The organism is Pseudomonas sp. P7758 (assembly GCF_013386485.1).
In the GTDB taxonomy this organism is placed as follows: Bacteria; Pseudomonadota; Gammaproteobacteria; order Pseudomonadales; family Pseudomonadaceae; genus Aquipseudomonas.
Map to the genome: position 1 here is coordinate 13,048 of NZ_JACARS010000075.1, position 25,694 is coordinate 38,741.

Below are 25,694 nucleotides of genomic sequence, written 5' to 3' on the forward strand. Positions count from 1 at the left end.
TTTTCTTGACTTGTAGGTTAGGAATTGCCGCGCATGATTAAACGTTGCGTTGTGTAAAAACAACTATAGCGCCCTGCTCTGCCTGGAACCCCACGCCAATAAAGAAGGCCGCCCAATGGGCGGCCTTCATCTGGAGCAGTTACCGACGACTGATTAAAACAGCGCGTAGGTGTAGTTGAAGATCAGGCGGGTCTGATCCTGGTCGGCGGTGCCGGTGTTATGGCCGTGGTAGCTGCCGGTACGGAACGTAGTACCGAAGCCTTTCAGCGGGCCTTCCTGCACGACGTAATCAAGACGGAAATCGGTTTCGCGTTCCGACTGATCGCTGCCACCGGCAACCTTGGCCTTGATGTCGCTGCCGTTCAGGTAGGCAATCGAGGCTTTCAGGCCCGGTACCAGGGTTCTGAAGTCATACAGGTACTGACCGAAATTGACCTGCTCGCCCGCACGGGAGAACTGGCCAACCACCGCGTCGGTGAACAGGTAGAAGTCGGAACCGGCCGCGCCTTGGGCGGTTGGATCGGCGATGCTGCCCTGGTTGACCCAGACGAAGCCACCGTCATCACTCACGCCGATATGGCCGAGCATCAACTGGCTGCCGCCCAACTGATAGGTGAAGGCAGCACTGTAGGTTTTGTTGTCGACTTCACCGGCGTGCTTGGCATAGCCGCCGTTGTTGTTGAACGCATAGCCGGCCGAACCGTTTTTGCCGTCGCTGGTGCTGTCGAAATAACGCAGGTCGGTCTTGAACGACTGGTCATTGCCCAACGGCAATACGTGGACCAGGCCGAAATAGTTCTGTTTGTAGAAGTCTTCCAGGTTGGCGTAGTAGTACTGCAACGTCAGGTTTTTAGCGATGACGTTGTCAGAAGAACCAAACGGTTGGTAGTCGACACCACCGAAACGGAAGCTGTCGCTGTCGCGAGTGGCACCGGCCACGCTCAAGCCCGTGGAGTTGCTCGATGCACGACCTTCAGCCTTGTTCAGCTCGCCGCCGGTGAAGGTGACGTTGGGAATGTCCTTGGAAGTCAGGATGCCGCCGTCAAAGGTCTGCGGCGCGGCACGGCTGTCGTTGGACACCAGGATCGGCAGGATCGGTGCCAAACCACCGCCCACGTGCAATTCAGTCTGGGAAATACGGAATTTAACGTTGCCGGCTGCGCGACCGAAGCTGTCAGCAGGCTCGGTGCCGTTGTTCTTCACCGGGAAGAAGCTGTTGCCGTTACCCGACAGGCCATTGCCCGCTGCGTGGCCATCGCCACCGTCCAGGCGCAACGCGCCGAAAGCCATCACGTCAAAACCTACGCCGACGGTGCCCTGGGTGTAACCGGATTTATAGTCGAAACGCAGTACTTGAGCCGCTTCCCGCAGGTCGTTCGCCGTGCCGGAGTGAACGTCGGCGTTGTAGTACATGGTGCGCGAACTGATCGAAGAATGACTGTCTTCGAGGAAGCCGCTATGGCCGTCACCCGTGCCGAGTGAGCCAAGACCAAAGCCGTCTGCGCTGGCGTGTTGTGCAAGGACAGCCGCCGTGATGGCCAACGCTAATGTAGAGAGTTTCATTTACTGCGCCCCTGTGAACATTATTTTTTTACTGTCCTTCGAGCGAATACCGTTGCGGCCCTGCAAACGCTGCGGATTGTGGCATGGGGCCGATGGCGCAGAATGTGAAATTTTTGTCATGTACCGATGAAAAAACCGTCATGAAAAGGCCGTACAAGCCGGCCTTTTTCGAGGGTTGAATGGCCTGCGGTTGTACGACAACCGCTACTGCGCCGTGCGTTGATCAGGCTGGAGTCGGTGGCGAAAATGCGAGAAATGGTAGGCAACCGCCAGCCACATAAACCATGCAGGCATCACGCAAAGGGCCAGGCGGGTATCTGGGCGAAGTGCCAGCAGGCAAAGTACGAACGCCATGAAGCCAAGTGAAACCCACGCCAACGGCACGCCACCGGGCATTTTGTAGAGGGATTTTTCATGTAGCTCAGGGCACTTTTTCCGATAGGCGATGTAGGACGCCAGGATAGTCGACCAGGTAAAGATCACCAGGATCGCCGAAACAGTGGAGACGATGGTAAAGGCCGTCATCACTTCCGGGACTATAAACAGCAGCAACAAGCCCAGCAGCATCAGGAAGGTGGTAAACGCCAGGCTGATAAACGGCACGCTGTTTTTCGACAGTCGTCGGAATATCCCGGGTGCATCTCCCAGGTCCGCCAGGCCGAACAACATGCGACTCGCCGAAAACACCCCGCTGTTGGCCGAAGAAGCCGCTGAGGTCAGTACCACGAAATTCACAATCCCGGCGGCGGCGGGAAAGCCGGCCACCAGGAACAGCTCGACAAAGGGGCTCTTGCTGGGCGACACCTGCTCCCAGGATGTCACCGCAATGATGCAGGCCAAGGCCAGCACGTAGAACAGGATGATCCGCAGCGGAATCGAGTTGATTGCCTTGGGCAGCGTCTTCTCCGGCGAACGGGTTTCGGCCGCCGCCGTGCCGATCAACTCGGTACCGGCAAACGAGAAGATCGCCATCTGGAACCCGGCAAAGAAGCCGAACACGCCATTGGGAAACGCCGCCTGTTTATCCAGCAAATGATTCAGGGAAGCCGTGACGCCGGTGGGCGACACAAACGAGCTGGCAATCAATACCACGCTCACACTGATCAGGGTCACCACGGCGATGATCTTGATGATCGCAAACCAGAACTCCACCTCGCCGAACAACCGCACCGTCAGCACATTCAAGGCAAACAGGGTCAGCAGCATTGCAATCGCCGGTATCCAGGCCGGCACGTGCGGGAACCAGTACTGGAAAAAGCCCCCGACCACCACCGCATCCCCCACCACCGCCACGCTCCAGCTCAGCCAATACGACCAGCCAAGAAAAAACGCCGCACGCGGCCCCAGGTAGGCACCGGCAAAGTCGGCGAAGCTCTTGAAGTTCAGGTTGGACAGCAGCAGCTCACCCATGGCGCGCATCACGAAATACACAAACAGCCCGATGATCATGTAGATCAGGATGATCGAGGTGCCGGACAGCGCGATGATCTTGCCCGAGCCCATGAACAGGCCGGTGCCGATCGCACCGCCCATGGCCATCAGTTGGATATGGCGGTTGTTGAGGGTGCGTTGCAAAGCGGGCTTTTCAATCAGCCCGGGCACGGTTGTTTTCATCACAAAACCTCTTGTTATGTTTTTGAGTTTTGGCAGAAAAAAGTCAGGCGTTGTTTATTGTTGGAATGGCATCGGGGTCAGGCGTGTTTGTTCTCGAAACCGTGCAGCACGTTGACTGCGTTGATGCCGATTTCATCGACCATGTAGCCGCCTTCCATCACAAACAGCGTGGGCACGCCGACGCTGGCGATGATCTCGCCGATGCCGAGGAAGTCGCGGCTTTCCAGCAGGAAATGGCTGATGGGGTCGTCCTTGAAGGTGTCGACGCCGAGGGAAATCACCAGCACTTGCGGCGAGAACGTTCTGAGTTGATTGCAGGCGTCGAGCAACGCTTCTTTGTAGGTGCTCCACCCGGTGTTTTTCGCCAGCGGGTAGTTCAGGTTGAACCCCTCGCCCGCCCCGGCACCGCGCTCGGCACTGAAGCCCGAATAGTAGGGATACGACACGGACGGATCGCCATGCAGCGAGACGAACATCACGTCATTGCGGTTGTAGAAGATGTTCTGCGTGCCGTTGCCGTGGTGGAAATCCACGTCCAGCACCGCGACCCGTTTGGCGCCTTGGGTGATCGCCTGTTGCGCGGCAATGGCTGCGTTATTCAGGTAGCAATAACCGCCCATGTATTCCCGTGCCGCATGGTGGCCCGGTGGCCGGCACAGGGCGAAGGCGCTGTTGTGGCCTTCATCAATCAATGCCAGGCCGGTGAGCGCGATATCGGCGCTGGTCTTCACCGCTTCCCAGGTGGTGCTGGTGATCGGTGAACCGGCATCCATCGCGAAAAACCCGAGCTTGCCGTCGATGAATGCCGGCACCTGCTCATTGGCCAGGTCCCGCACCGGCCACACCAGCGGCAAGGCGTCATGGGCACGGCCAATCGCCGTCCATTCGGCCCAGGCGGTTTCCAGGAAGGACACGTAGCGTTCGCTGTGGGCATTGACGTAACAGGCCCGGTCGAACGTGCGCGGCACGATGATATCGCCCAGCCCAACGTGCTTGACCCGATCACGCACCGTGTCGGCGCGGCTGGGTTGTTCGAAGGACGGCTTGAGCACGCCATCCTTGAGTTCGGTGCCATGGTGCAAACGATGAGAGTCGCTGAAAACAGTCAACATGAAAGACATCCACCCGTGAAAGACAGGTGATTATTTTGTTCTGGCTGCGGTGGGCTTTCTTTGCTTTTACGTGCGCCGATGCTAGCGTAATCGGGAATTTTTACCCCAAAGAGCCGCCATGAAGAAAAATAAAACCAGACAGGTCGCACTCGACGACACCGATCTCGCCATCCTCGCCTTGCTGCAGGAAGACGCGAGTATTTCCAACGCCGAACTCAGCGAGCGCCTGTCACTGAGCCTCACTCCATGCTGGCGACGGCGCAAGCGGCTGGAGGAAGAAGGCGTGATCAAGGACTACCAGGCCAACCTCGATCGCAAGATGCTGGGCCTGGAGATCATGGCGTTTGTGCATGTGCGGTTTGCCGTGCATTCCGACCATACGCCAGAGGACTTTGAGGCGGTGATCAAGGAACTGCCGCAGGTGCAGTCCTGCCACAAGATCACCGGGGATGCGGATTATCTGCTGCAGGTGCTGGCGGAGGATCTGGACGCGTACAGCGATTTTGTGGAGAGCGTGTTGCGGCGGCAGTTGGGGATTGCGTCGATTCAGTCGAGCCTGGCGTTGCGGGAGGTGAAGGCGACAAGTCGGGTGGCCATTCCGGGGCGGGTTGGGAAGTGATCCGATGCAAATACCATTGTGGCGAGGGAGCTTGCTCCCGTTGGACTGCGTAGCGGTCCTTTCTTTGGACGCGCTTAGCACCCCGGCAGGAGCAAGCTCCCTCGCTACAGGTCAAGCCATATCCCTGTAGTGTTTCCAACAAACAGCCGAAATCTGCCTTTACATGTAGCATTTACTACCAATACACTCATTCTCGCCAAGCCGTAGCAAAAACAACAAGGCGAGATATGACCAACCTACGTGACAAACTCACCGACGCCGCACTCAGCCCTACGCCTTCCGAGCGCAAGGTGATCCGTGCCCTCCTCGACCACTATCCACGCAGCGGCCTCGGTTCCATGGCGCGCCTGGCCGAACACGCCGGGGTCAGCGACCCGACCATCATGCGGTTGGTGAAGAAGCTCGGCTTCGGTGGCTATGCCGAATTCCAGGACGCCTTGCTCAGCGAAATGGACCACCGCCTGCGGTCCCCAATCACCCTGCTGCAACCCCGGGCGCACTCGTCCCAGGATGACGCCTGGGCCACTTACCTGCACGACTGCAACCGCGCCCTTCAGGAAACCCAGGCCCTGACCCAACCCGAAGACGTGCGCGTACTCACCGAATGGCTGCTGGATACCAAACACCAGGTGTTCTGCTTCGGCGGCCGGCTCAGCAGTTTTCTCGCGGGCTACCTGGTGAATCACTTGCGCCTGTTGCGTCCGGGCTGTCATTCCCTGGAAGACAACGCCCAGTTACCCGACCGAATCCATGACATCCAGCGCCAGGACCTGGTGCTGCTGTTCGACTACCGCCGCTACCAGACCCAGGCCTTGCGCGTGGCAACCGCCGCCAAGGCGCGGGGCGCGCGGGTGGTGTTGTTCACCGACATTTATGCCTCGCCGCTGCGGGAATTGGCCGACTTGATCATCAGCTCCCCAGTGGAATCGGTGTCGGCCTTTGACACGATGGTGCCCGCCCTCGCGCAGGTAGAAGCCCTGATCGCCACCCTCACACAACACAGCAATGGCCTGGATGCCCGCCTGGAAGGGATCGATGCCCTTCGCACGGAATTCGCCGCTCACCTTTTGGAGGAAAAATAACAATGTTCACGCTCCCCCATCATTCGCCCCGCGATCTTCCGTTCACCGCGGGCAACACCGCCTTGCTGCTGGTGGACATGCAACGTGCCTGGCTCGACCCGGCACTCGACCCGCATTTGCAGGGCCCGCACGCAGCATATTTCCTGGGTCGTGCTCGGGAAACGGTGATCCCCAATCAAGTCCGGCTGTTGAATGCGGTGCGCGAAGCCCGGCAAAACGTGCTGCACACCATCATCGAAAGCCTCACGGCGGATGGCCGCGATCGCTCGCTGGATCACAAGCTGTCGGACATGCATTTGCCCAAGGGCAGCTACCAGGCCGGCGTGATTGACGAGTTGACGCCCATTGAAAATGAAATCGTGCTGCCCAAGACGTCGTCCGGGGTCTTCAACTCCACCAACATCGATTACGTGCTGCGCAATCTGGAAACCCGGCACCTGATCATCGCCGGCATCGTTACCGACCAGTGCGTCGACATGGCCGTGCGTGACGCCGCAGACCGTGGCTATCTGGTGACCCTGATCGAAGATGCCTGCGCCACTTACACCTTCGAACGGCATCACGCGTGCCTCGAGGCGATCAAGGGTTATTGCTGGATCACCGACACCCAAACCGTGATCAACCGTTTGCAGGAGTTGCGCCCGTGAGCCTGATCCAGCCAACGGCAATGACCACTATCGTCACCACCGACCTGATTGGTGTGACTCGCGGACGTTCGTTTCCCACGGACGAGCTTGAGAGTTATCAGCAAGCCGGTGTGGGTTGGGTGCCGGCCAACAGTGCGCTGACGCCTCAGGACCGGGTGGCGGAGAATAATCCCTGGGGCTCCTGCGGCGATTTGCGCCTGATCCCGGACATGAATACCCGCGTGCAGGTGCCCAACGGCCCGGACGCCAATGCGCCGGGCCTGGATTTTATCCACGCCGATATCTGCGAAACCGACGGCCAGCCCTGGGCGGCCTGCCCGCGCACGATGTTGCGCAACGAGATCCAGCGTTATCGCGACGAGCTGGGGCTTGAGGTGACTGCCGCGTTCGAACATGAGTTCAACCTCGGCTACAAGGCCCCTGACAACGCTCACCATGCCTTCTCGCTTTCCGCCCAGCATCACGCCGCGTCTTTCGGCGGCTGGCTGTTGAGCGCGCTGAAGGCGGCCGGCGTCGAACCGGAGATGTTTTTGCCGGAGTATGGCAAGGCGCAATACGAAGTCACCTGCCGTCCCACTCAAGGTGTGGCCGCAGCCGATCGCGCGGTGAATGTGCGGGAGATCACCCGTGAAATCGCGCGCCAGATGGGCCTGGATATCAGCTTCTCGCCCAAGCTCGAAGCCGATGGCGTGAGCAACGGCGTGCACCTGCATATCAGCCTGCAGGATCCAGCCGGAAACGCGGTGATGTACGACGCGCAAAGCAGCAACGGGCTGTCCGAAAAAGGCCGGCAGTGGGCGGCGGGCGTGTTGAAATTCCTGCCCGCGTTATGCGCCTTCAGCGCGCCCACGCCGATTTCCTACCTGCGCTTGAAGCCTCATCACTGGAGTGCGTCCTACGCCAACCTGGGCCAGCGCAATCGCGAAGCGTCACTGCGGATTTGCCCGACCATCACCATCGGCGGCAAGTCCCCGGCCAGGCAATACAACCTGGAGTTCCGCCCGCTGGACGCAACCGCCTCACCGCACCTGAGCATGGCCGCCGTGCTGATTGCCGGCCGCCTGGGCCTCCAGCAAAAGCTCACGCTGGACAGTTCCTCCGATGAAGACCCGGAGTCCATGAGCGATGAACAACGCCAGGCGCGGCATATCCTCGCCCTGCCCGACACCCTAGAAGACGCCCTCGCCAGCCTGCGCAACAACCCGCAGTTGCTGGACCAATTGCCGCCACTGCTGATGGATGCCTACTTCGCCCTGAAAGCCGAAGAGCTCAAATCCACCGAGAAACTGACGCCTGCCGAACTCTGTGATCACTATGCCCGCCTTTACTGATTCCCCCGAACACGGCCTGTTCAAGAAACCGGTATACCGGGTCAGCCGGCAAGAGTCCGAGCACCCGGTGATTCTGGTTTGCGAACATGCCAGTTCCTACATCCCCACGGAACTGAACGCCCTGGGCCTGAACGATGAAGCGGCAAAGGAGCATATCGCCTGGGACATCGGTGCGCTGAAACTGGCGGAACGACTCTCGAGGGCCCTGGATGCCACGTTGATCTCGGCCGCCTATTCGCGCTTGCTGATCGACCTCAATCGCCCGCTGGAAGCCCCCGACAGCATTCCGCCACGCAGCGAAATCTACGACGTGCCAGGCAACCGGGAACTTCCTGACATCGTTCGCCAGTATCGCCAGGAGCGCTTGTTCACACCCTTTCACCAGCGCTTGAGCGCCCTGATCGATGCGCGACTGGCGCAAGGTCGCGAAGTGCGCATCGTGGCCGTCCACAGCTTCACCCCGATTTACCACGGCCAACCCCGCCCGCTCGAGGCCGGCGTGTTGTTTGCCGGCGCCGCCGCCTATGCCGAAGGGATTCTGCAAGGGTTGGCCGCCCAGGGCTTGAACGTTGCCGCCAACCAGCCTTACGAAGTGGATGTGCTCGGTGACATGACCGTGCCGTTCCACGGTGATCAGCGCGGCATTGAGGCCGTGCTGCTGGAGGTCAGGAACGACCTGCTGCGAACGCCCCATGCGCTGCAGTCATGGGCGGACTATCTGGCTCCACTGCTGTAGCTGCTGTTGGCTGGACCGGTCTTACAACTATAAAAAAACCGCCTGGGCGTCTTTTAACCTGCCGGGTTCAAGAACATGTTCGGCCGCTTTGGCGGCTGCGCATTCGCCTTACTTCATACGGAAGTACCCCATCATGGCAATTGAAGAGTTTGGCTATAAACAAGAACTGAAGCGCAGCCTGTCCCTTACGGACCTGGTGATCTACGGGATGATCTTCATGATCCCCATCGCGCCCTTTGGCGTGTATGGCTATGTGAACAGCGAAGCGCCCGGCATGGTACCGCTGGCCTATATCGTCGGCATGGTGGCAATGCTGTTTACCGCGTTGAGCTACGGCAGCATGGCGCGGGCGTTCCCGATTGCCGGCTCGGTGTATTCCTACGCCCAGCGCGGGCTGAATCCAGGTGTCGGGTTTATTGCCGGTTGGCTGCTGTTGCTCGATTACCTGCTGATCCCGCCGTTACTGTATATCTATGCCGCGATTGCGCTGAACCACTTGTACCCCGAGATTCCGAAGACCGCATTTATCCTGGCGTTCCTGGTCAGTGCCACCCTGGTCAACCTGCGCGGTATGACGTTTACCGCGCGCATGAACATCGTGTTCCTGCTGGCGCAACTGGTGGTGCTGGGGATTTTCCTAGTGTGTGCCTGGAAGGCTCTGCACGGGGGTGCCGGCAACGGCCACCTGACGCTGGCGCCGCTGTACAACCCCACAGGATTCAACTTTGGGTTGCTGATGCAGGGCGTTTCAATCGCGGTGCTGTCGTTCCTGGGCTTTGACGCGATTTCCACCCTGGCGGAAGAAACCAGAGGCGATGCCGGGCGCAGTGTGGGCCGGGCCGCGCTGATCAGTTTGCTGGTGATGGGCGCGATTTTCGTGGCGCAAACCTGGCTGGCAACCGACCTTGCGGCAGGCATGGGCTTCACGTCCGCCGACTCGGCTTTTTACGAAATTGCAGCCATTGCCGGCGGCAGCTGGCTGGCTTCGCTGACGGCGATTGCCACGGCGTTGGCGTGGGGTGTGGCGGTGTCCATCACCTCGCAGGCAGCAGTGTCGCGACTGCTGTTCGGCATGGCCCGGGATGGCAAGCTTCCGGGAATCCTGGCCAGGGTCCATCCGAAATACAGCACGCCATACCTGAGCATTTACCTGGTGGGCGTGCTGTCGCTGGTCATCTGCTACTTCTTCATCGACACCGTGGACACCCTCACCTCACTGGTGAATTTCGGCGCCCTGAGCGGCTTCATGATCCTGCACATCACCGTGATCAACTACTACTGGCGGCGCATGCAGTCGCGCAATGTGTGGCGGCACCTGATCACGCCGGTGCTGGGCTTTGTGATCACCTTCGCGATCATGTTCAACATGGGACTGCAGGCACAGAAGCTCGGGATTGCCTGGGTCGTGATCGGGCTGGTCTACCTGTGGTTCCTCAGCCGCAAGGGCGCGAGCCTGGTGCTGTCCAAGGACATCTGACGGCTAGCGCAGTGACTGCTGCAGAAACTCACTGATCAAGCTGAGTACCTGCTGCTGGATCTGCGGCTTGGGACGAGCACCCTTGGCATCCAGGCAAATGAAGCCTTCGCCGGGGTCGCTCTGTTCAATCCGCTCCACCGCGCCCGGCTTGCAGATGGGCAGGAAGCTGAAGTGCGTGGCGTCGCTGATTTCCACGTAGCGCGAAGTCTTCTGCGGCAGGCGCTTGGCCAAGTCGGCCGACTCGAGTGCGGCGGGCAATTCCGGCGATGGCGTGCCCGCCGCAATCACCAACGTTGGGCGGTTCAGCGCCGCGAGGCTGGCATCGCTGAAGCCGCGGGCGAATCCCAGGTCCAGGGAAACAATGGCCGCCACGCGCGGGTCGCTCAAGTCACCGGCCAGTCGCTGCCTCGCCTGCTCGGTGCGACCAACCTCAAGTTGTTCGTAGGCCTTGCAAGGGGCAATTTCCGGATGCAACTTGCAGTCCTCGGTAAAGCGCTGCGGATCAAAGCGGGCACCGCCGACTTCGAGTGCGGTCCAGCCACCGAGGGAGTGCCCGACGACGGCGATCTTGCGCTGGGCCACCGCGCCGAAGCGTTTCGGCTGGGCAATCACGGCATCAATCACTCGATGGATATCCAGGGGCCGTTTCCACAGCTCGGAAGCGGCAGGCTGTGTGCGGTCCTTGCTGGTGGTGCCGGGGTGGTTGGGCGAGGCGACGATATAACCCTGCCCGGCCAACGCGCTGGCGAGCCAGGACTGGTTGATCCAGTTGCCGAAGATGCCGTGGGAGATCACCACCAACGGATGCTCGCCGGCAGCCGGTGCGGCGTCCTTCAAGGCCGGCGCGCCGACAAACACCGGATTGTCAGCAATCAGTTCTGGTGTGCCGGAAGCATGGGTCGGGTACCACACCGCCACCTGCAACGGCCTGCCGTGCTCCGCGTCGGGAATCACAATTTCCTGGAACCCGGTCCTCATCTCACTGGCTTGAGCCAGCCCGGTGACAACCATCAACAACAGCGCAGCACACAGCGTTTTCATCCTTGAGTTCCCTAAGTGGCTAAGCGCCATATTCTGGCATGCCCGTAATGGGAAAGCAGGTGGGAAATCAATGCGCGTATAAACCTTCAGGCTATGGCAACTATCCGAATGGTACGTCTACCATGTAGTCACACTCCTTTCAGATAGCCCCCAATGATCAAAGCCAGCCTGCGTAGTCACCTGACCCTCTGGTTTGCCGGTTTGTCGCTGCTCACCCTGGTGAGCGTAGGGTTCTACGTTGGGCACATCGCTACCGAGCAAATGAAACTGGCCAGTGGCAATGCCTTGTTGAGCACTGCCCGCTCCACCGCCGCGCTATTGGCGGTGCAGCTGCGTGAACGCCAGCTCGAAGTGTCGCTGCTCAGCCGCGCACCGCTGTTCAGACGGGGCAACCTGGACGATCCGGACATACTGACCTCCATGGAACAACGCACCCAGTCCCGCGCCGAGTACGCGTGGATGGGCGTCGCCGACACCGAGGGGCGTGTGCGCCAGGCGGTGAATGGGCTGCTGGTCGACCAATCCGTAACGGCACGGCCCTGGTTCCAGGCCGGTTTGCAGGGCAACTACACCGGCGATCCCCACGAGGCGGTACTGCTTGCCAAGTTGCTGCCGGGCTCCAACGGTGAGCCCTGGCGCTTCATCGACTTTGCCGCACCGATTCGCAATGCCGGGGGCCAGGTGATCGGCGTACTGGGGGCTCACGCCCATTGGACGTGGGTGACACAAATTGTCGAAGCGGCCAAAGGCAATACACCGGACATCGAGGCGCTGATCATCGACAACGACGGCAAGGTGCTCTACCCGGAACAACTGGCCGGCCAGCAATTGCCCCAGGACCGCCTGGCCAATGACACCGGCTGGTCGGTCGACAACGGCTACGTGACCAGCGCCGTGGCGGTGCCCAGCCCGTCGAATTCCAGCCTGACCTGGTACATCGTGATGCGCCAGCCGCTGGAAATCGCCCTGCACCCTGCCCGCGTATTGCTCTACAAACTGCTGCTGTTGGGCGTCATTGCCGCGGTGATTTTCGGCTTTGTGGCGTATTACCTGGCGTCGTACCTCAGCCGGCCTATCGAAGAACTCGCGCGTTCAGCCAAGCAGGTCCAAAACCAACAGCCTGGCGCGTATTTCCCTCAAGACCATTTCGTACTGGAAATCGCCCAGCTCGGGCGCTCCATCAAGGGCATGACCCAATCGCTGCTTGGCAAAGAGCGCGAACTGCAGGACACCAATGCGTCCCTGGAAGCCACCGTCGCCCAGCGTACTGCCGCCCTCACCCAGGCCAATGCCGAGCTGTTGAACCTGGCCAGCCATGACGCCCTGACCGGCGTCTACAACCGTCGGCGCTTCGATGAAAAACTGGCGGAGTACAGCCTGCTGTTCCAGCGCAGCGGGCGCGCGTTTGCCTTGCTGCTGATCGACGTTGATCATTTCAAGCGGATCAACGATACCCATGGGCATGCCGTCGGGGACGATGTACTGCGCCAGCTCGCGCAGTTGATTCAGGACGCCACCCGCGCCACTGACTTCGTCGCCCGTTACGGCGGTGAAGAGTTTGCGGTGCTGTTGCCGGAAATCGAAGCGCCGGACAGCCCGGATGTGGTGGCCGAGAAGATTCGCGCGGCAATTGCCGGAGCGCATTTCGAGACCGTTGGGCAGGTCACGGTGAGTATTGGCGTCGGGCTCGTTGAAGCTTCGGACAGCGACACCACAGTGCTGATCAAGCGTGCGGATCAGCAGTTGTATCGGGCCAAGTCGTCGGGGCGTAACCAGGTGGCGTGAGTCACTTTGACTGAACGTTTGCCTTCAAGAACGCGAGAAAGGTCTTGAAGGCGAACGAGCGATTTTTGGTGCTGGGGTAATACAGGAAAAAACCGGGCCGCTCCGGGAGCCAGTCCTCCAACAACCGCACCAGCTTGCCGGCTTGAACGAGCGCTTGGATCTGCTCCTCATGGAAGTAGCCAATACCGGCGCTGTTCAACACGGCGTCCAGCGCCACGTCCATGTCATCGACGGCCATATTGCTGTTGACGTCGATCCGTATCACATCGGCGTTCTTCTCGAACTCCCACGAGTAGGCGCGCTCGGATGTCGGAAAACGAAAGGCAACGCAGTCATGCTTCAGTAAGTCCTGGGGCTTACGCGGCGCGGAGTGCCCGGATCGTTGCAAGTAGTCAGGGCTGGCAACGACGGCAAACCTGAGGCTCGGGCTGACCGGCACCGCGATCATATTTTCCGAGACCACATGACCGAGTCTCACCCCAGCGTCCATCCCATCCTGGGTGATGTTCAGCAGACGGTCTTCAGCAAACAGTTCGACACTGATATTCGGATACTCGCGCACGAAGTCAGTACATAGCTTCGATAAAAACAGCCTGGCGGCCTGGCGTGCTGCGGTTATTTTCAACGACCCGGTCGGGGACTCCCGAAAGGGCATAATTCCCTCAACCGCTTCATCGATGCCCTTGATGGCCGGTGCAAGATTTTCAAACAGCTTAAGCCCCACTTGCGTCAATGAAACGCTGCGGGTAGTGCGGTTGACCAGACGTAATTGCAGTTGCTCCTCCAACTGACGAATCGAATGACTGATGGCCGATGGCGAGACGCCCAGTTCGACGCTGGCCTTCTTGAAACTCTGGTGCCTGGCCACGGCAGAGAACGTAATGAGGTCGGCAAGCCTTGGTTTCATTGATGAATACTCTTCAATACTGAGTTATTTTTACAGCCATTATCAGAACAATAATCTTGCATTAGTCTCTGCACTTCAGCAACTTGAACAGAGGCGACATCATGAAAACAGCACACATTATCTGGGCTCACCCACGGGAAAATTCACTCACCTCGCAAGTCGTGACCGCACTTAAAGCCGCCGCTGCCGAAAAGGAAATCAACGTGCGCGAACTGGACCTGTACCGCGCCGGTTTCGACCCGGTACTGCGCGAGGAAGACGAACCCGACTTCAGCAACTCGGATAAGCCATACAGCGAGCAGGTTTATCAGTTGTTTGACCAGATGGCCGGATCAGACATGGCCTTTGTCGTGTTTCCGGTCTGGTGGTATTCCATGCCAGCGATTTTGAAAGGCTACGTTGACCGGGTCTGGAACTACGGTTTGACCTACGGCAACGGCAAGCAACTGCCCTACTCTTCCATCCGCTGGATTGCCCTTGTGGGCGGCGCGCAGGGCAAGTTCGAGTCGCATAAAAAAGATGCCTACATGCAAGACCTGCTCAACGATGGCATCGCCAAATACTCCGGCGTGGAAGACTCCAGGGTCACGTTCTTGTACAACACCCTGGCGTTTGAGGAGAGTATCGAAGACATGAACCATCATCATCATGGCTTGATCCAGCAGGCGAAACACGAGTTGTATCTGCTGGCTGCATAACGCTGAGGGCGCCTCACAGGAATCGAGCGTCGATGGCACGCCACGGCTTCCGTGGCGACTTGTTGAATCATCTCGTTGACGGCTTAAAGTTTCAAGCGACCTGGCCGACCTACTACAGACACGTATCGGGACGCTTATGCTCTATGAAAAAAACAACTGGTTTGATCGGATTGACATGTATTGCTGTTGTTACCACCTGCCTGGGGGGCGAAACAAGTACATCTGACCTGAACGATAAAAAGATCAAGTTAATAACCGACACAGCCGCCACGATTTGCGCTAGCTTTTCGGACAAAGGCGAAAGCAGCGAGTTGAAGGTGGCAGGCGGAGTTAATGCGCAGCTGTCAAAACTATCACGCGCACTGGCTGACCTCGGGCTGAACCTCAAGGCTGACTACGACACACAACAGCATCAAGGCGTTTTAAAAGACCAAGTCCTTGATGCAATCAAAGAGTCCAACTCGTGCCGGCTCGACGTGTTCCACTCATTATTAAACGATACTAATCAGTCGCGCACACGCGCCAAACAGCCGCCCACTACGAGCAATAACCAAACCACCCACGGAAACGGCAGTCATAATATTCAAAACGTATCCGGAGGCGTAGTAAATATAAATGCGAAATAAAACCAGGCGGTATGCCGGAGTATTGGTTCTGGGCATTTTCTCTAACGCCTATGCTGACCAGACCACCCATAGAGACTGCAGTTCGAATATCGAAAACATCCAACAGGGAGGCACCGTAAACATCAGCTGTTACTTCAACAAAAACTCTCCGCAGGACGTGTACCTGATCGCAACTCACCCCACGCTTGTCGAAGCAGAAAAGGTCCACTTTCTGAATATGTTTGAGGATAACGGCAGATCTTATCTTTCGCTCGCGCTAAAAAACATATCTGAAATCCCCGCTCGTGACGTGACGGTTGATTTGATGGATCCATCCTCCGCCGGTACTTACTCAGCGCTCAAGCCGTTCAAATTGAGCCAAAGCAAAGTGGCCGCCCAGCTGGGGACTCGAAAATGGACAATCCCAAGGCATTCAAGCATGGACTTTCCTTTTGTCTCGCTAGAGCAACTTGTTGCAAAAGTCCACTCCAGCGTCGATATCGAGCACTTCTGCCCTTTTGATGGAAGCTTGGTTGCACAAGAAGCGCCGGACGAGCCTTCCACACCGAACAGCCCTGATGCAGGCACCTACTCACACATAGTAAGAGTCCCGATAGTCATTAAAGTCCACTACAAGACAATCTTTGAAGAGACCATCACGAAGTACCTGACCGCATTCGTGCTCTACGCAGATCGCCGTAGCACCCGCGATGTGTGGTACCCCAGCGTTGGCAAGCCGTTACCGTTGAAGTGTGCGAAGTATTAGTCGGTCCGCCCTGTAAAGTTGTACACCACCTTAAAGCCTGGCAGGCTTATGCTAAGGCCCTTTCCTGTTTCGGCGTCGCCTGCCCATGCCCATCACCGACAACCTGCTCGCCTTCACCTTCGCCGCCACGTTGCTCACGTTGACGCCCGGACTGGACACGGCCCTGGTATTGCGCACTGCAACGGTGGAGGGCAAGCAACAAGCCTTGCGCGCCACCCTGGGCATCAATGCCGGCTGCCTGCTGTGGGGTGCAGCGGTGGCCTTTGGGCTGGGCGCGTTGATTGCCGTGTCCGAGGTGGCCTTTAACGTCTTGAAGTACTGCGGCGCGGCTTACCTGGCGTGGCTGGGCTTGAACATGCTGGTGCGCCCGCGCAGTTCGCTGGCGTCCGTCGAGGCCGATGGAAAACCCGGTGCCAACTGGTTCCTGAAAGGCATGATGGGCAACGTGCTCAACCCCAAGATCGGGATTTTCTACGTGTCTTTCCTGCCGCAGTTCATTCCCCAGGGGCATCCGCTGGTGGCGTGGACGTTCGGGCTGGTGAGCATCCACGTGGTGATCAGCCTGGCCTGGGCACTGATACTGATCGGTGCCACGCTGCCATTGGCCGGTGTGCTGCGGCGTGAAAAGGTGATCAAGTGGATGGACCGCACCACCGGCATGATATTCGTGCTGTTCGCGGCCCGGCTGGCCTTCAGCAAGCGCTGAAGTCAGCGCCGGTCCCGATGCCGTACCAGGCCTTCCAGGGTAAACCGCGCCTGCATCAGCACCACATCCCGCACCAGTTCCATTTCCTTCTGGCTCACTTCGGTCCAGTTCAAGGCGGAGAGCAGCTTGGGTTTCTGCACCCGAAACGCCAGGCCCTGGGTGAACAGCGCCATCGAGTGGATCACCGTGCGTTCGTCGTCAACGGCAAGGCCGGCAACGCGCGCGATCAGCAGGCGGATCACGTTGGCGATGCGCGCCTTGAAGCGTTCCTCGAACGCCATGGTCGCGCTTTCGGGGCAGAGCCCGGCCTGATGGCGGTCAAGAAACGCCCGCCACGCGGTGGTCTGGGGACTGTCCTGGATCGTTGAAACCACCGCGCCGAGAATGCCCAGTGAGGCGTCGATCAACCTCTGATCGTCGACCCCGGGATCGGCCAGCGCACCTTCTGCGGCTTCAACGGTAGGCGCCATCTTCTGCCACAACAGCGCGATCAAGTGCTCGACGCATTCCAGGTACACGCCTTCCTTGCCATCGAAGTAGTACTGGATCGCGGGCGCATTGACGCCGGCAGCATTCGCGATGTCTCGCGTGGACGCGCCGTCGTAGCCACGCTCGCCAAATACCTCGACAGCCGCCTCGATAATGCGTGCGCGGGTTTCTTCACCCCGCTGATAACCCCCTTCGGCGGCCGGTTTGTGTCGTGCCATGTGCCACTCCATTTTTTTTACGTAACCAAAATATACCAGTTGACAAAAATTCGCGAAAAAACGAATTTATTCCAACTGATATAAAACTGGAGTGACTTGATGTCCGCTGCACCTCCCTCTCCTCAGGTCATTCCTGAAACCACCGTCAACGGCCAACGTGGCAAAGCCCGACGGATTCTACTGTCACTCGCCGGCGTGGCGCTGTTGGCCGGGCTGGCGTGGGGCGCCTGGTGGTGGCTCACCGGGCGCTTTATCGAGACCACCGACGACGCCTATCTGCAAGCCGACAGCATCAGCGTGGCGCCGAAAATCAACGGCTACGTCGCCGAGGTGCTGGTGGCCGACAACCAGAACGTGAAGCGTGGCGACGTGCTGGTGCGCCTGGATGCGCGCAAATACCAGGCAGTCAGTGACGAAGCCTCGGCGACGATTGCGGCCCGCGAGGCCGACTTTGCCAAGGCCCAGGCCGACCTCGTGCAACAGGACTCGACCATCGCCGAAGCCCGCGCCCAACTGCAAGGCGCCCAGGCCGACGCCCAGCACGCGCAAACCGAAGTCGCACGTTATGCGCCGCTGGCGCGTTCCGGGGCCGAGCCGGAAGAACGCCTGGCGCAGCTCAACAACCAGCTCGCCCAGGCCCGCAGCACCGTGGCCGCCAAGCAGGCCGCGTTGCGCTCCAGCCAGACCCGCTACGGCACCCTCGAAGCCCAGCTCAAGCAAGCCCAGGCGCAACTCGGCGTGGCCAAGGCCAGCGAAGCCCAGAGCCAGCTGGACGTGGACGACGCGGTGATTCGCAGCCCGCTCGATGGCCGCGTCGCTGATCGCGGTGTACGCGTCGGCCAATACGTGCAGCCGGGCACACGCTTGTTGACAGTGGTGCCGGTGAGCGCGATCTACCTGACCGCCAACTACAAGGAAACCCAGATCGGCGAGATGCGCGCCGGGCAGACCGTCACCGTGCATGTGGACGCACTGCCAGGCCATGATATTCAGGGCCATATCGACAGCCTGTCCCCCGGCACCGGCGCACAGTTCGCGTTGCTGCCGCCGTCCAACGCCACCGGCAACTTCACCAAGATCGTGCAGCGGGTGCCGGTGCGGATTTCCCTGGATGTACCGGATGACGACGTGCGCCAGGCACTGGTGCCCGGCTTGTCCGCCACCGTGGAAGTCGACACCCGCACCCACAAGGCAGACGCCAACCATGGCTGAAGCCATCTTGACCGAAGTGCCCGCGGACAAACCGCGCAACGCTTCGCTGACCGACTGGATCGCAGTCGCCGCCGGCTCGCTGGGCGCCTTGCTGGCGACCCTGGACATCTCGATCACCAACTCGGCGCTGCCACAGATCCAGGGCCAGATCGGCGCGACCGGTACCGAGGGCACGTGGATCGCCACCGGTTACCTGATGTCGGAAATCGTCATGATTCCCCTCGCCGCCTGGCTGACCCGGGTATTCGGCCTGCGCCGGTTCCTGATCGGCACCGCGTTGATGTTCACGTTTTTCTCGATGTTCTGCGGGCTCTCTTCAAGCCTCGGCGCGATGATCGCCGGGCGTATCGGCCAGGGTTTTGCCGGCGGCGCGATGATCCCGACCGCGCAGACCATCGTGCGCACCCGCCTGCCTGCCCATCAGTTGGCAATCGGCACCACGATGTTCGGCATGACGGTGATCCTCGGTCCGCTGTTGGGCCCGGTGATTGGCGGCTGGCTCACGGAAAACATCAACTGGCGCTGGTGCTTCTTCATCAACCTGCCCGTCAGCATCACCTTGATCACCCTGCTGATCACCGGCCTGCCCAGCGACCGCATGAACCTCCAGCAATTCATCAAGGCCGACTGGCTGGGCATCATTGGCCTGGCCATGGGCCTGAGTTCGCTCACCGTGGTGCTGGAAGAAGGCCAGCGCGAACACTGGTTCGATTCGCAGTTGATCATCTGGCTGAGCATCACGATGGTGATCGGCTTCTTCCTGATTGCCGTCGGGCAAGTCCGCTCGAGTACGCCGATCCTGCGCCTGCAACTGGTGCTCAACCGCAGCTTTGGCAGCGTGCTGCTGATCGCCACGGCGGTCGGCGCCGGGCTCTATGGCACGGCGTACCTGGTGCCGCAGTTCCTCGGCATCCTGTCGGGCTATAACGCGCAACAGTCGGGTTCGATCATGTTGCTGTCGGGGATTCCGGCGTTCCTGCTGATGCCGATCCTGCCGCGAATGCTTGGCCGCCTGGACCTGCGGATGATGGTCGGCGTGGGTTTGTTGATGTACTGGGCCAGCTGCTTTCTCGACACCCAGCTCACCGCCCAGAGTGTCGGCCATGATTTCTACTGGTCGCAGATCCTGCGGGGCTTCGGGCAGATCCTGGTGATGATGCCCCTCAGCCAACTGTCGATGCGCTCGGTGGAAACCCGCGATGCGGGTGACGCGGCCGGGCTCTACAACATGTCACGCAACCTCGGCGGCACCTTGGGGCTGGCGCTGCTCGGCGTACTGATGGACCGGCGCAGCCACTTCCACGACGACATGTTGCGCGAAGGCATCCAGGCCAACACCCAGTTGACCCAGGATCAAATGGCGAGCGATACCGCCAGCTACCTGGCGCAAACCGGCGACCCGTCCACCGCCTCGCTGCAGGCCCTCAGTCATCTGGCCAACGACATCGCCCAACAAGCGGCGGTGATGGCCTACAACGACGCGTTCTACGTGCTGGGACTCGCCATGCTGGCGTGCCTTCCCCTGATCTTCATCCTGAAAAAGCGCGCGGCGCAGGCAGGCCAACGAACATGATTTATCGCTCACTTCCCTTGCTCTTCACCGTCGGCCTGCTGACGGCGTGTACCGTGGGGCCGGACTACCAGGGCGCGCCGGATGCCGCGCCAAAGACCCTCGCGGCCGGGCGCTTGCCCCACGCCGACATAGGCCTGCCGCGCACACCTGCGGTCGCCCAGTGGTGGCAAGCCCTGGGCGATCCGCAGCTCAACCAATTGGTGGCCCAAGCCCTGCAAAACAGTCCGGACATGGCGACCGCCCAGGCGCGCCTCAAGCAATCGCGAGCCAGCCTGAGTGGCGCCAACGCCAACGCCCTGCCCAAGATCACCGGCGATGCAGCGATGCTGAAGCTGCGCTCCCCCGACACCTCGGCGCTGGGTGGCAGCAGTGGCGGTGGTCGCGGGCCATTGAGCCTTTACCTCGCCGGCTTTGATGCCAGCTGGGAGGCCGACCTGTTCGGCGGCACCCGGCGTGCAATCGAGGCGGCCCAGGCGGAGAACGACGCCTCGCAGGCGCAACTGGCCGATGCCCAGGTGCAACTGGCAGCCGAGGTGGTGCAGACCTATGCCGACGTGCGTGACCAGCAGGCGCGACTGGCACTGGTGGACGCCAGTGTCGAGATTGAGGAACAGGCGCTGGACCTGACCCAGCAGCGACGCAGCCGTGGCGTGGCCTCGCAGTTGCAACTGGAGCAGGTCCTGACACAGGCCGAAAACACCCGGGCCCAACGCCTGCCGCTGCAAGCGTCAATCGTCGAGGCGATTGACCAGTTGAACCTGCTCTGCGGCCTGGAACCGGGCGAGTTGGACGCGAGCCTCAACACTCCCCGCGCCCTGCCCGCTATCCCTAGCCAGGTGCCATTTGCCGACCCGGCGGCGATCCTGAAAGCACGCCCGGATATCCGGGTGGCCGAGCGCCAACTGGCTTCCAGCAACGCGCAGATCGGCGAGAAAACCGCCGACTGGTTTCCCAAGCTCAGCCTGATGGGCGACTTGTCGTTCTCGGCGGCCGATCCCGGGCACCTGGCGCGCAAGGACAGCGGCACCTGGCTGCTGTTGCCGCGGCTGACCTGGAACGCATTGGATTTCGGCCGGGTGGCGGCCAGTGTCAAAGGTGCGCAAGCCGGGCGCGACGAGGCCCTGGCCCATTACAAAAGCGTGGTGTTGAGTGCGTTGCGTGATGCGGATGTGGCCCTGGCGCGGTATGGCAACCAGCGGCAGAACGTGGTGCTGCTGCGTAACGTGGAATCTTCGGCGGTACGGGCTGCGGACCTGACGCGCCAGCGTTATAAGGCAGGTACGGCGAGCACGCTGGATTGGCTGGACGCGGAACGTACGCGGTACCAGGCGCAGGAAAGCCGGATTTCCGGGGATGCGCTGTTGCTCAAGGACTTTGCGTCGTTGCACAAGGCGCTGGGGTTGGGATGGACGTTGTGACGAATAACCCGAGTGACCACTGACCTGTGGCGAGGGGGCTTGTCCCCCGTTGGGCTGCGCAGCGGCCCCAAAAAAGAGGGACTGCTACGCAGTCCAACGGGGGACAAGCCCCCTCGCCACAACAAGCCCTCTCACCACAGGTACGGTGTCAGCTTTTAATTGGCCGTATTGGCCCGCGCCGCGTGCAGCTTCTTGTAGCTGTCGATCAACCGCAGGTGCCGGTCCAGCCCTTCCAGCTTCATGCTCGTCGGCGTCAAACCATAGAACCGCACACTGCCATTCACCGACCCAATCGCCGCGTCCATCCGCTCGTTGCCAAACATGCGGCGGAAATTCACTTCGTAGTCCGCCAGTTCCAGGTCTTCGTCCAGCTCCATCTCCAGCACCGCATTCACAGCCTGATAGAACAAGCCGCGCTCGACGGTGTTGTCGTTGTACTGCTGGAACATCTCCACCAGTTCCTTGGCTTCTTCAAACTGCTGCAGGGCCAGATAAATCAGCAGCTTCAATTCCAGGATGGTCAGTTGACCCCACGCCGTATTGTCATCGAACTCGATGCCGATCAAGGTGGTGATGTCGGTGTAGTCGTCCAGCTCGCTTTCCACCAGACGCTCAACCAACCCCTTCAATTCCGCTTCGTCGAGGCGATGCAGGTTCAGGATGTCCTCGCGGAAAAACAGCGCCTTGTTGGTGTTGTCCCAGATCAGGTCGTCGATCGGGTAGATCTCCGAATAGTCGGGCACCAGGATGCGGCAGGCGGTCGCGCCGATGTGCTCGTACACCGCCATGTAGACTTCCTTGCCCATGCCTTCGAGGATGCCGAACAAGGTGGCGGCTTCCTCGGCATTGGAGTTTTCACCCTGGCCGGAGAAGTCCCATTCGACGAACTCGTAATCCGACTTCGAGCTGAAGAAGCGCCACGACACCACGCCGCTGGAGTCGATGAAGTGCTCGACAAAGTTGTTCGGTTCGGTCACCGCATGGCCTTCAAACGTCGGCTGCGGCAGATCGTTCAGGCCTTCAAAGCTGCGGCCTTGCAGCAGTTCGGTGAGGCTGCGCTCCAACGCCACTTCCAGGCTTGGGTGCGCGCCGAACGAGGCGAATACGCCGCCGGTGCGTGGGTTCATCAACGTCACGCACATCACCGGGAATTCACCGCCCAGGGACGCATCCTTCACCAGTACCGGAAAGCCCTGGGCTTCCAGGCCCTGGATACCGGCCAGGATACCGGGGAATTTCGCCAGCACTTCCTGTGGTACATCCGGCAGCGCGAATTCACCTTCGATGATTTCGCGTTTTACCGCGCGTTCGAAGATTTCCGACAGGCACTGCACTTGCGCTTCGGCCAGGGTGTTACCGGCACTCATGCCGTTGCTGAGGTACAGGTTCTCAATCAGGTTGGACGGGAAATACACCACCTCGCCATCGGACTGGCGCACGAACGGCAGCGAAACAATGCCGCGTTCTTCGTTGCCGGAGTTGGTGTCATAGAGGTGTGAGCCGCGCAGCTCGCCGTCACGGTTGTAGATGTGCAGGCAATGCGCGTCGAGTATCTCCGGTGGCAGTTCGTCCTTGCGGCCCGGCTTGAACCAGTGCTCGTCCGGGTAATGCACAAACGCCGCGTTGGCGATGTCTTCACCCCAGAACTGGTCGTTGTAGAAGAAGTTGCAGTTCAGCCGCTCGATAAACTCGCCCAATGCCGACGCCAATGCGCCTTCCTTGGTCGCGCCCTTGCCGTTGGTAAAGCACATCGGCGAGTGCGCGTCGCGGATATGCAGCGACCATACGTTGGGCACGATATTGCGCCACGAAGCGATCTCGATCTTCATGCCCAGGCCCGCCAGAATGGCCGACATGTTGGCGATGGTTGTTTCCAGCGGCAGGTCCTTGCCCGCGATGTAGGTGCCCGCGTCGGACGCCGCGCTCGGCATCAGCAATGCCTGGGCATCGGCATCCAGGTTTTCCACTTCCTCGATGACAAACTCCGGCCCGGCCTGCACCACTTTTTTCACGGTGCAGCGGTCGATGGAACGCAGGATGCCCTGGCGGTCTTTATCGGAGATGTCCGCTGGCAATTCGACCTGGATCTTGAAGATCTGGTTGTAGCGGTTTTCCGGGTCGACAATGTTGTTCTGGGACAGGCGAATATTGTCGGTAGGGATGTTGCGGGTTTCGCAGTACAACTTCACAAAGTAAGCCGCACACAACGCCGACGACGCCAGGAAGTAATCGAACGGACCGGGGGCCGAGCCATCGCCCTTGTAGCGAATAGGCTGGTCGGCCACCACGGTGAAGTCGTCGAACTTGGCTTCAAGTCGAAGGTTGTCGAGAAAATTGACCTTGATTTCCATGCGGGATTACCAGAATAGCGAGCAAATTATGGCCGCCATTATCCGGGTTTCGAGGCGTAAGTCTTGTGCTTTCGGGCCTGGCCGATCGTTGGCGATGGGTATCAGCCGTGTTGAAAGTCCGCAATCTGCTGCCACATCGCGATCGGGTTGGAGTACATCGGGAAGTGCCCGCACCGGGCAATCGGCGCCAACCGCACGCCTTGCGCCTGGATATGCGCCAGGTACGACAAATGGGCATTCTGCTCGCCGTACATGAACATGCGCGGGCATTCCAGGCCGAGGAACTTGCCCATCAAGTCGGCGTTATCCGACAGTTCGACCATCGACTGGAAGATCCCCCGCACCGCCCCGGCACGCACCTTGTGCCGCAGGCTCGCCGAATACAGCGCGCTGGCGTAGGCCGGTGCCTGCCGGGTGCGTTCGATAAAGGCGCTGAAAAACGCCTCGGGATCGTCCGCCGGGTAGTCGACGATCTGCCGGCTGAGAAAGCAGTCTTCCGGGGCGATATTGCCTTCGATATCAACAAAGCTCAGCACCCGGCCCGGGAACTGGTGCGCCAGCATCAGCGCGGTAAGCCCGCCCATGGAGTGGCCTACCAGATGGAAGCGCTCGATGTTGAAATGCTCGAGCACCTGCAAGGCGGTTTGCAGCAGGAACGGGATGGAGATCTTCGACAGGTCATCGCAATGGCTCTCACCGCAACCCGGGGCGTCATAAGCCAAAAATGGATGACCGTCGAAGGCAGGTTGCTGGACGATGTCGGCGTAATCTTCCTTGGTCGAGCCAAAGCCATGCAGGAACACGATTGGCGCCAGGGTACCCGCGCGGTGGATCGCGGCGATGTTCAACGGTACATCGTCGACCGTCTGGAGAAGCCGTGTATGGGTGAACGGTTCGGGTGACGACATAGTGTTGATTCCTCGAAAGACGACCGCACTGGACGGATTAGCTGCCCAAAGCCGCCAATTTCAAGGATATTCATGCCGGTGTAAATTCCCGATTCAAGAAGGCATTCATAGGCCAATCGTATGAATCATGGCATTGCAGCGTGGTATCTGCAGTACATACAACCACCACGGGGAAGAGCGGCACGATGATCCACGCGATAATGGTCGATGTAGACGGTGTACTGATTAACGGGCGGCCTGCAGATGGCAGGCCTTGGGCATCTGAGATTGAAGCGGATCTGGGCATCAGTAACGCCGATTTGAACCGCGAGTTTTTTGGCCCTTACTGGAGCGACATCATCGTCGGACACTCGGGGCTTGCCGAGCAACTGAAGCTGGCACTGGCGCGACTTACGCCGTCCGTTCCCCACGAAGACTTGATTGCCTATTGGTTTGCAAGTGACGCCAGGCTAAACCGGCCGTTGCTGGAAGCACTCGCCCAACTGCGCGAGAGAGGTACGAAGGTCTTCCTGGCGACCAACCAGGAGCACCTGCGGTCGGCCTACCTGATGGATCAACTTGGCCTCGGCCCGCACGTTGACGGCATCTATTATTCGGCGGCACTGGGCAGTCGCAAGCCTGAACGGGACTTCTTTGAACAGACAGCCGCTCTCTCGGGCTTCGCTCCAGAGCAATTGCTGCTGATAGACGACACCCCTGCGAATGTCGTCGCGGCAAGGCAACTGGGCTGGAATGCGGTGCTATGGACAGCGGGCAGCTCCCTGTCTGCGGAACTGGCCAAGCTCCAGGCTGAGGGCGTGAACCTCGCACCGCCCTCATAGGCCTGTTGCGGCCTT

The 25,694-nt window shown here is 60.0% G+C and carries 23 protein-coding genes; 15 read left to right on the plus strand and 8 right to left on the minus strand.

All coding sequences use genetic code 11. From position 1 onward, the window contains the following. Positions 1-153: 153 nt before the first annotated feature. The 3 genes from HX873_RS16965 to HX873_RS16975 all read right to left on the minus strand — a co-directional run bounded on the left by HX873_RS16965 (position 154) and on the right by HX873_RS16975 (position 4,289). Complete coding sequence (locus HX873_RS16965) at positions 154-1,563, minus strand: OprD family outer membrane porin (protein ID WP_023658889.1); 1,410 nt, start codon at positions 1,561-1,563, stop codon at positions 154-156. A 204-nt stretch (positions 1,564-1,767) separates the two neighbouring features. Then, positions 1,768-3,177 (minus strand): amino acid permease, encoded by a 1,410-nt coding sequence (locus tag HX873_RS16970; RefSeq protein WP_003215190.1) that lies wholly within the window; start codon positions 3,175-3,177, stop codon positions 1,768-1,770. A 77-nt stretch (positions 3,178-3,254) separates the two neighbouring features. Next, a complete protein-coding gene (locus tag HX873_RS16975) occupies positions 3,255-4,289 on the minus strand; it encodes a histone deacetylase family protein (RefSeq protein WP_177122943.1) in 1,035 nt (344 codons plus the stop codon). Between the two features lie 118 nt (positions 4,290-4,407). Between HX873_RS16975 and HX873_RS16980 the strand changes: the two genes are divergently transcribed. From HX873_RS16980 to HX873_RS17005, 6 genes are all read left to right on the plus strand, one after another. Continuing rightward, entirely contained in the window at positions 4,408-4,908 is a 501-nt protein-coding gene (locus tag HX873_RS16980; protein WP_008436349.1) for an Lrp/AsnC family transcriptional regulator, read from the plus strand. Positions 4,909-5,135: 227 nt separating this feature from the next. After that, positions 5,136-5,990, plus strand: coding sequence for a MurR/RpiR family transcriptional regulator (locus HX873_RS16985; protein WP_003215184.1), 855 nt, complete (start codon positions 5,136-5,138; stop codon positions 5,988-5,990). A gap of 2 nt (positions 5,991-5,992) precedes the next feature. Continuing rightward, positions 5,993-6,637, plus strand: coding sequence for an isochorismatase family cysteine hydrolase (locus HX873_RS16990; protein WP_003215182.1), 645 nt, complete (start codon positions 5,993-5,995; stop codon positions 6,635-6,637). After that, positions 6,634-7,968, plus strand: a complete 1,335-nt coding sequence (locus HX873_RS16995) for a glutamine synthetase family protein (protein WP_338739499.1) — start codon at positions 6,634-6,636, stop codon at positions 7,966-7,968. The genes HX873_RS16990 and HX873_RS16995 overlap by 4 nt, the downstream gene beginning before the upstream one ends. Beyond that, positions 7,952-8,704: an N-formylglutamate amidohydrolase gene (locus HX873_RS17000; RefSeq protein ID WP_003215178.1), complete on the plus strand. Its 753-nt coding sequence runs from the start codon at positions 7,952-7,954 to the stop codon at positions 8,702-8,704. Before HX873_RS16995 ends, HX873_RS17000 begins: the two co-directional genes overlap by 17 nt. A gap of 133 nt (positions 8,705-8,837) precedes the next feature. Beyond that, positions 8,838-10,181 carry an APC family permease gene (locus HX873_RS17005; RefSeq protein WP_134326731.1) on the plus strand — a complete coding sequence of 448 codons (1,344 nt, stop codon included), beginning with the start codon at positions 8,838-8,840 and terminating at the stop codon, positions 10,179-10,181. A 3-nt stretch (positions 10,182-10,184) separates the two neighbouring features. Here HX873_RS17005 and HX873_RS17010 read toward each other — a convergent pair whose 3' ends face one another. Further along, complete coding sequence (locus HX873_RS17010) at positions 10,185-11,222, minus strand: alpha/beta fold hydrolase (RefSeq protein ID WP_087695057.1); 1,038 nt, start codon at positions 11,220-11,222, stop codon at positions 10,185-10,187. Between the two features lie 153 nt (positions 11,223-11,375). Here HX873_RS17010 and HX873_RS17015 point away from each other — a divergent pair, with 153 nt between their 5' ends. Beyond that, positions 11,376-13,007, plus strand: a complete 1,632-nt coding sequence (locus HX873_RS17015) for a sensor domain-containing diguanylate cyclase (RefSeq protein ID WP_177122944.1) — start codon at positions 11,376-11,378, stop codon at positions 13,005-13,007. A 1-nt stretch (position 13,008) separates the two neighbouring features. On the opposite strand, the gene HX873_RS17020 is transcribed toward HX873_RS17015, so the two are convergent. After that, positions 13,009-13,914: a LysR family transcriptional regulator gene (locus tag HX873_RS17020; protein WP_177068097.1), complete on the minus strand. Its 906-nt coding sequence runs from the start codon at positions 13,912-13,914 to the stop codon at positions 13,009-13,011. Between the two features lie 101 nt (positions 13,915-14,015). Between HX873_RS17020 and HX873_RS17025 the strand changes: the two genes are divergently transcribed. The 4 genes from HX873_RS17025 to HX873_RS17040 all read left to right on the plus strand — a co-directional run bounded on the left by HX873_RS17025 (position 14,016) and on the right by HX873_RS17040 (position 16,689). Then, on the plus strand, positions 14,016-14,612 hold the full coding sequence (locus tag HX873_RS17025) for an NAD(P)H oxidoreductase (protein ID WP_177068098.1): 597 nt from the start codon (positions 14,016-14,018) through the stop codon (positions 14,610-14,612). Between the two features lie 32 nt (positions 14,613-14,644). After that, positions 14,645-15,238 carry a hypothetical protein gene (locus tag HX873_RS17030; protein ID WP_177070046.1) on the plus strand — a complete coding sequence of 198 codons (594 nt, stop codon included), beginning with the start codon at positions 14,645-14,647 and terminating at the stop codon, positions 15,236-15,238. Then, positions 15,228-15,983 carry a hypothetical protein gene (locus tag HX873_RS17035; protein ID WP_177070045.1) on the plus strand — a complete coding sequence of 252 codons (756 nt, stop codon included), beginning with the start codon at positions 15,228-15,230 and terminating at the stop codon, positions 15,981-15,983. Before HX873_RS17030 ends, HX873_RS17035 begins: the two co-directional genes overlap by 11 nt. Positions 15,984-16,068: 85 nt before the next feature. Continuing rightward, on the plus strand, positions 16,069-16,689 hold the full coding sequence (locus HX873_RS17040) for a LysE family translocator (RefSeq protein ID WP_177122945.1): 621 nt from the start codon (positions 16,069-16,071) through the stop codon (positions 16,687-16,689). 2 nt (positions 16,690-16,691) lie between these two features. Here the strand turns inward: HX873_RS17040 and HX873_RS17045 are convergent, their stop codons facing one another. Continuing rightward, positions 16,692-17,396 carry a CerR family C-terminal domain-containing protein gene (locus tag HX873_RS17045; RefSeq protein WP_003215166.1) on the minus strand — a complete coding sequence of 235 codons (705 nt, stop codon included), beginning with the start codon at positions 17,394-17,396 and terminating at the stop codon, positions 16,692-16,694. Between the two features lie 99 nt (positions 17,397-17,495). Between HX873_RS17045 and HX873_RS17050 the strand changes: the two genes are divergently transcribed. The 3 genes from HX873_RS17050 to HX873_RS17060 are packed head-to-tail and all read left to right on the plus strand — an operon-like array spanning position 17,496 to position 21,599. Further along, positions 17,496-18,608, plus strand: a complete 1,113-nt coding sequence (locus HX873_RS17050) for an HlyD family secretion protein (RefSeq protein WP_008436342.1) — start codon at positions 17,496-17,498, stop codon at positions 18,606-18,608. Then, on the plus strand, positions 18,601-20,181 hold the full coding sequence (locus HX873_RS17055; RefSeq protein ID WP_003215162.1) for a DHA2 family efflux MFS transporter permease subunit: 1,581 nt from the start codon (positions 18,601-18,603) through the stop codon (positions 20,179-20,181). The genes HX873_RS17050 and HX873_RS17055 overlap by 8 nt, the downstream gene beginning before the upstream one ends. Next, a complete protein-coding gene (locus tag HX873_RS17060; protein ID WP_008436338.1) occupies positions 20,178-21,599 on the plus strand; it encodes an efflux transporter outer membrane subunit in 1,422 nt (473 codons plus the stop codon). Before HX873_RS17055 ends, HX873_RS17060 begins: the two co-directional genes overlap by 4 nt. Before the next feature lie 155 nt (positions 21,600-21,754). Here the strand turns inward: HX873_RS17060 and HX873_RS17065 are convergent, their stop codons facing one another. Both HX873_RS17065 and HX873_RS17070 read right to left on the minus strand, forming a co-directional pair. Next, a complete protein-coding gene (locus tag HX873_RS17065) occupies positions 21,755-23,950 on the minus strand; it encodes an OsmC domain/YcaO domain-containing protein (protein WP_177122946.1) in 2,196 nt (731 codons plus the stop codon). Positions 23,951-24,051: 101 nt separating this feature from the next. After that, the gene (locus HX873_RS17070) at positions 24,052-24,858 is read right to left on the minus strand and encodes an alpha/beta fold hydrolase (RefSeq protein WP_134326736.1); all 807 of its coding nucleotides are present in this window, start codon (positions 24,856-24,858) and stop codon (positions 24,052-24,054) included. A 185-nt stretch (positions 24,859-25,043) separates the two neighbouring features. Here HX873_RS17070 and HX873_RS17075 point away from each other — a divergent pair, with 185 nt between their 5' ends. After that, the gene (locus HX873_RS17075; protein WP_003215155.1) at positions 25,044-25,679 is read left to right on the plus strand and encodes an HAD family phosphatase; all 636 of its coding nucleotides are present in this window, start codon (positions 25,044-25,046) and stop codon (positions 25,677-25,679) included. Positions 25,680-25,694 lie beyond the last annotated feature (15 nt).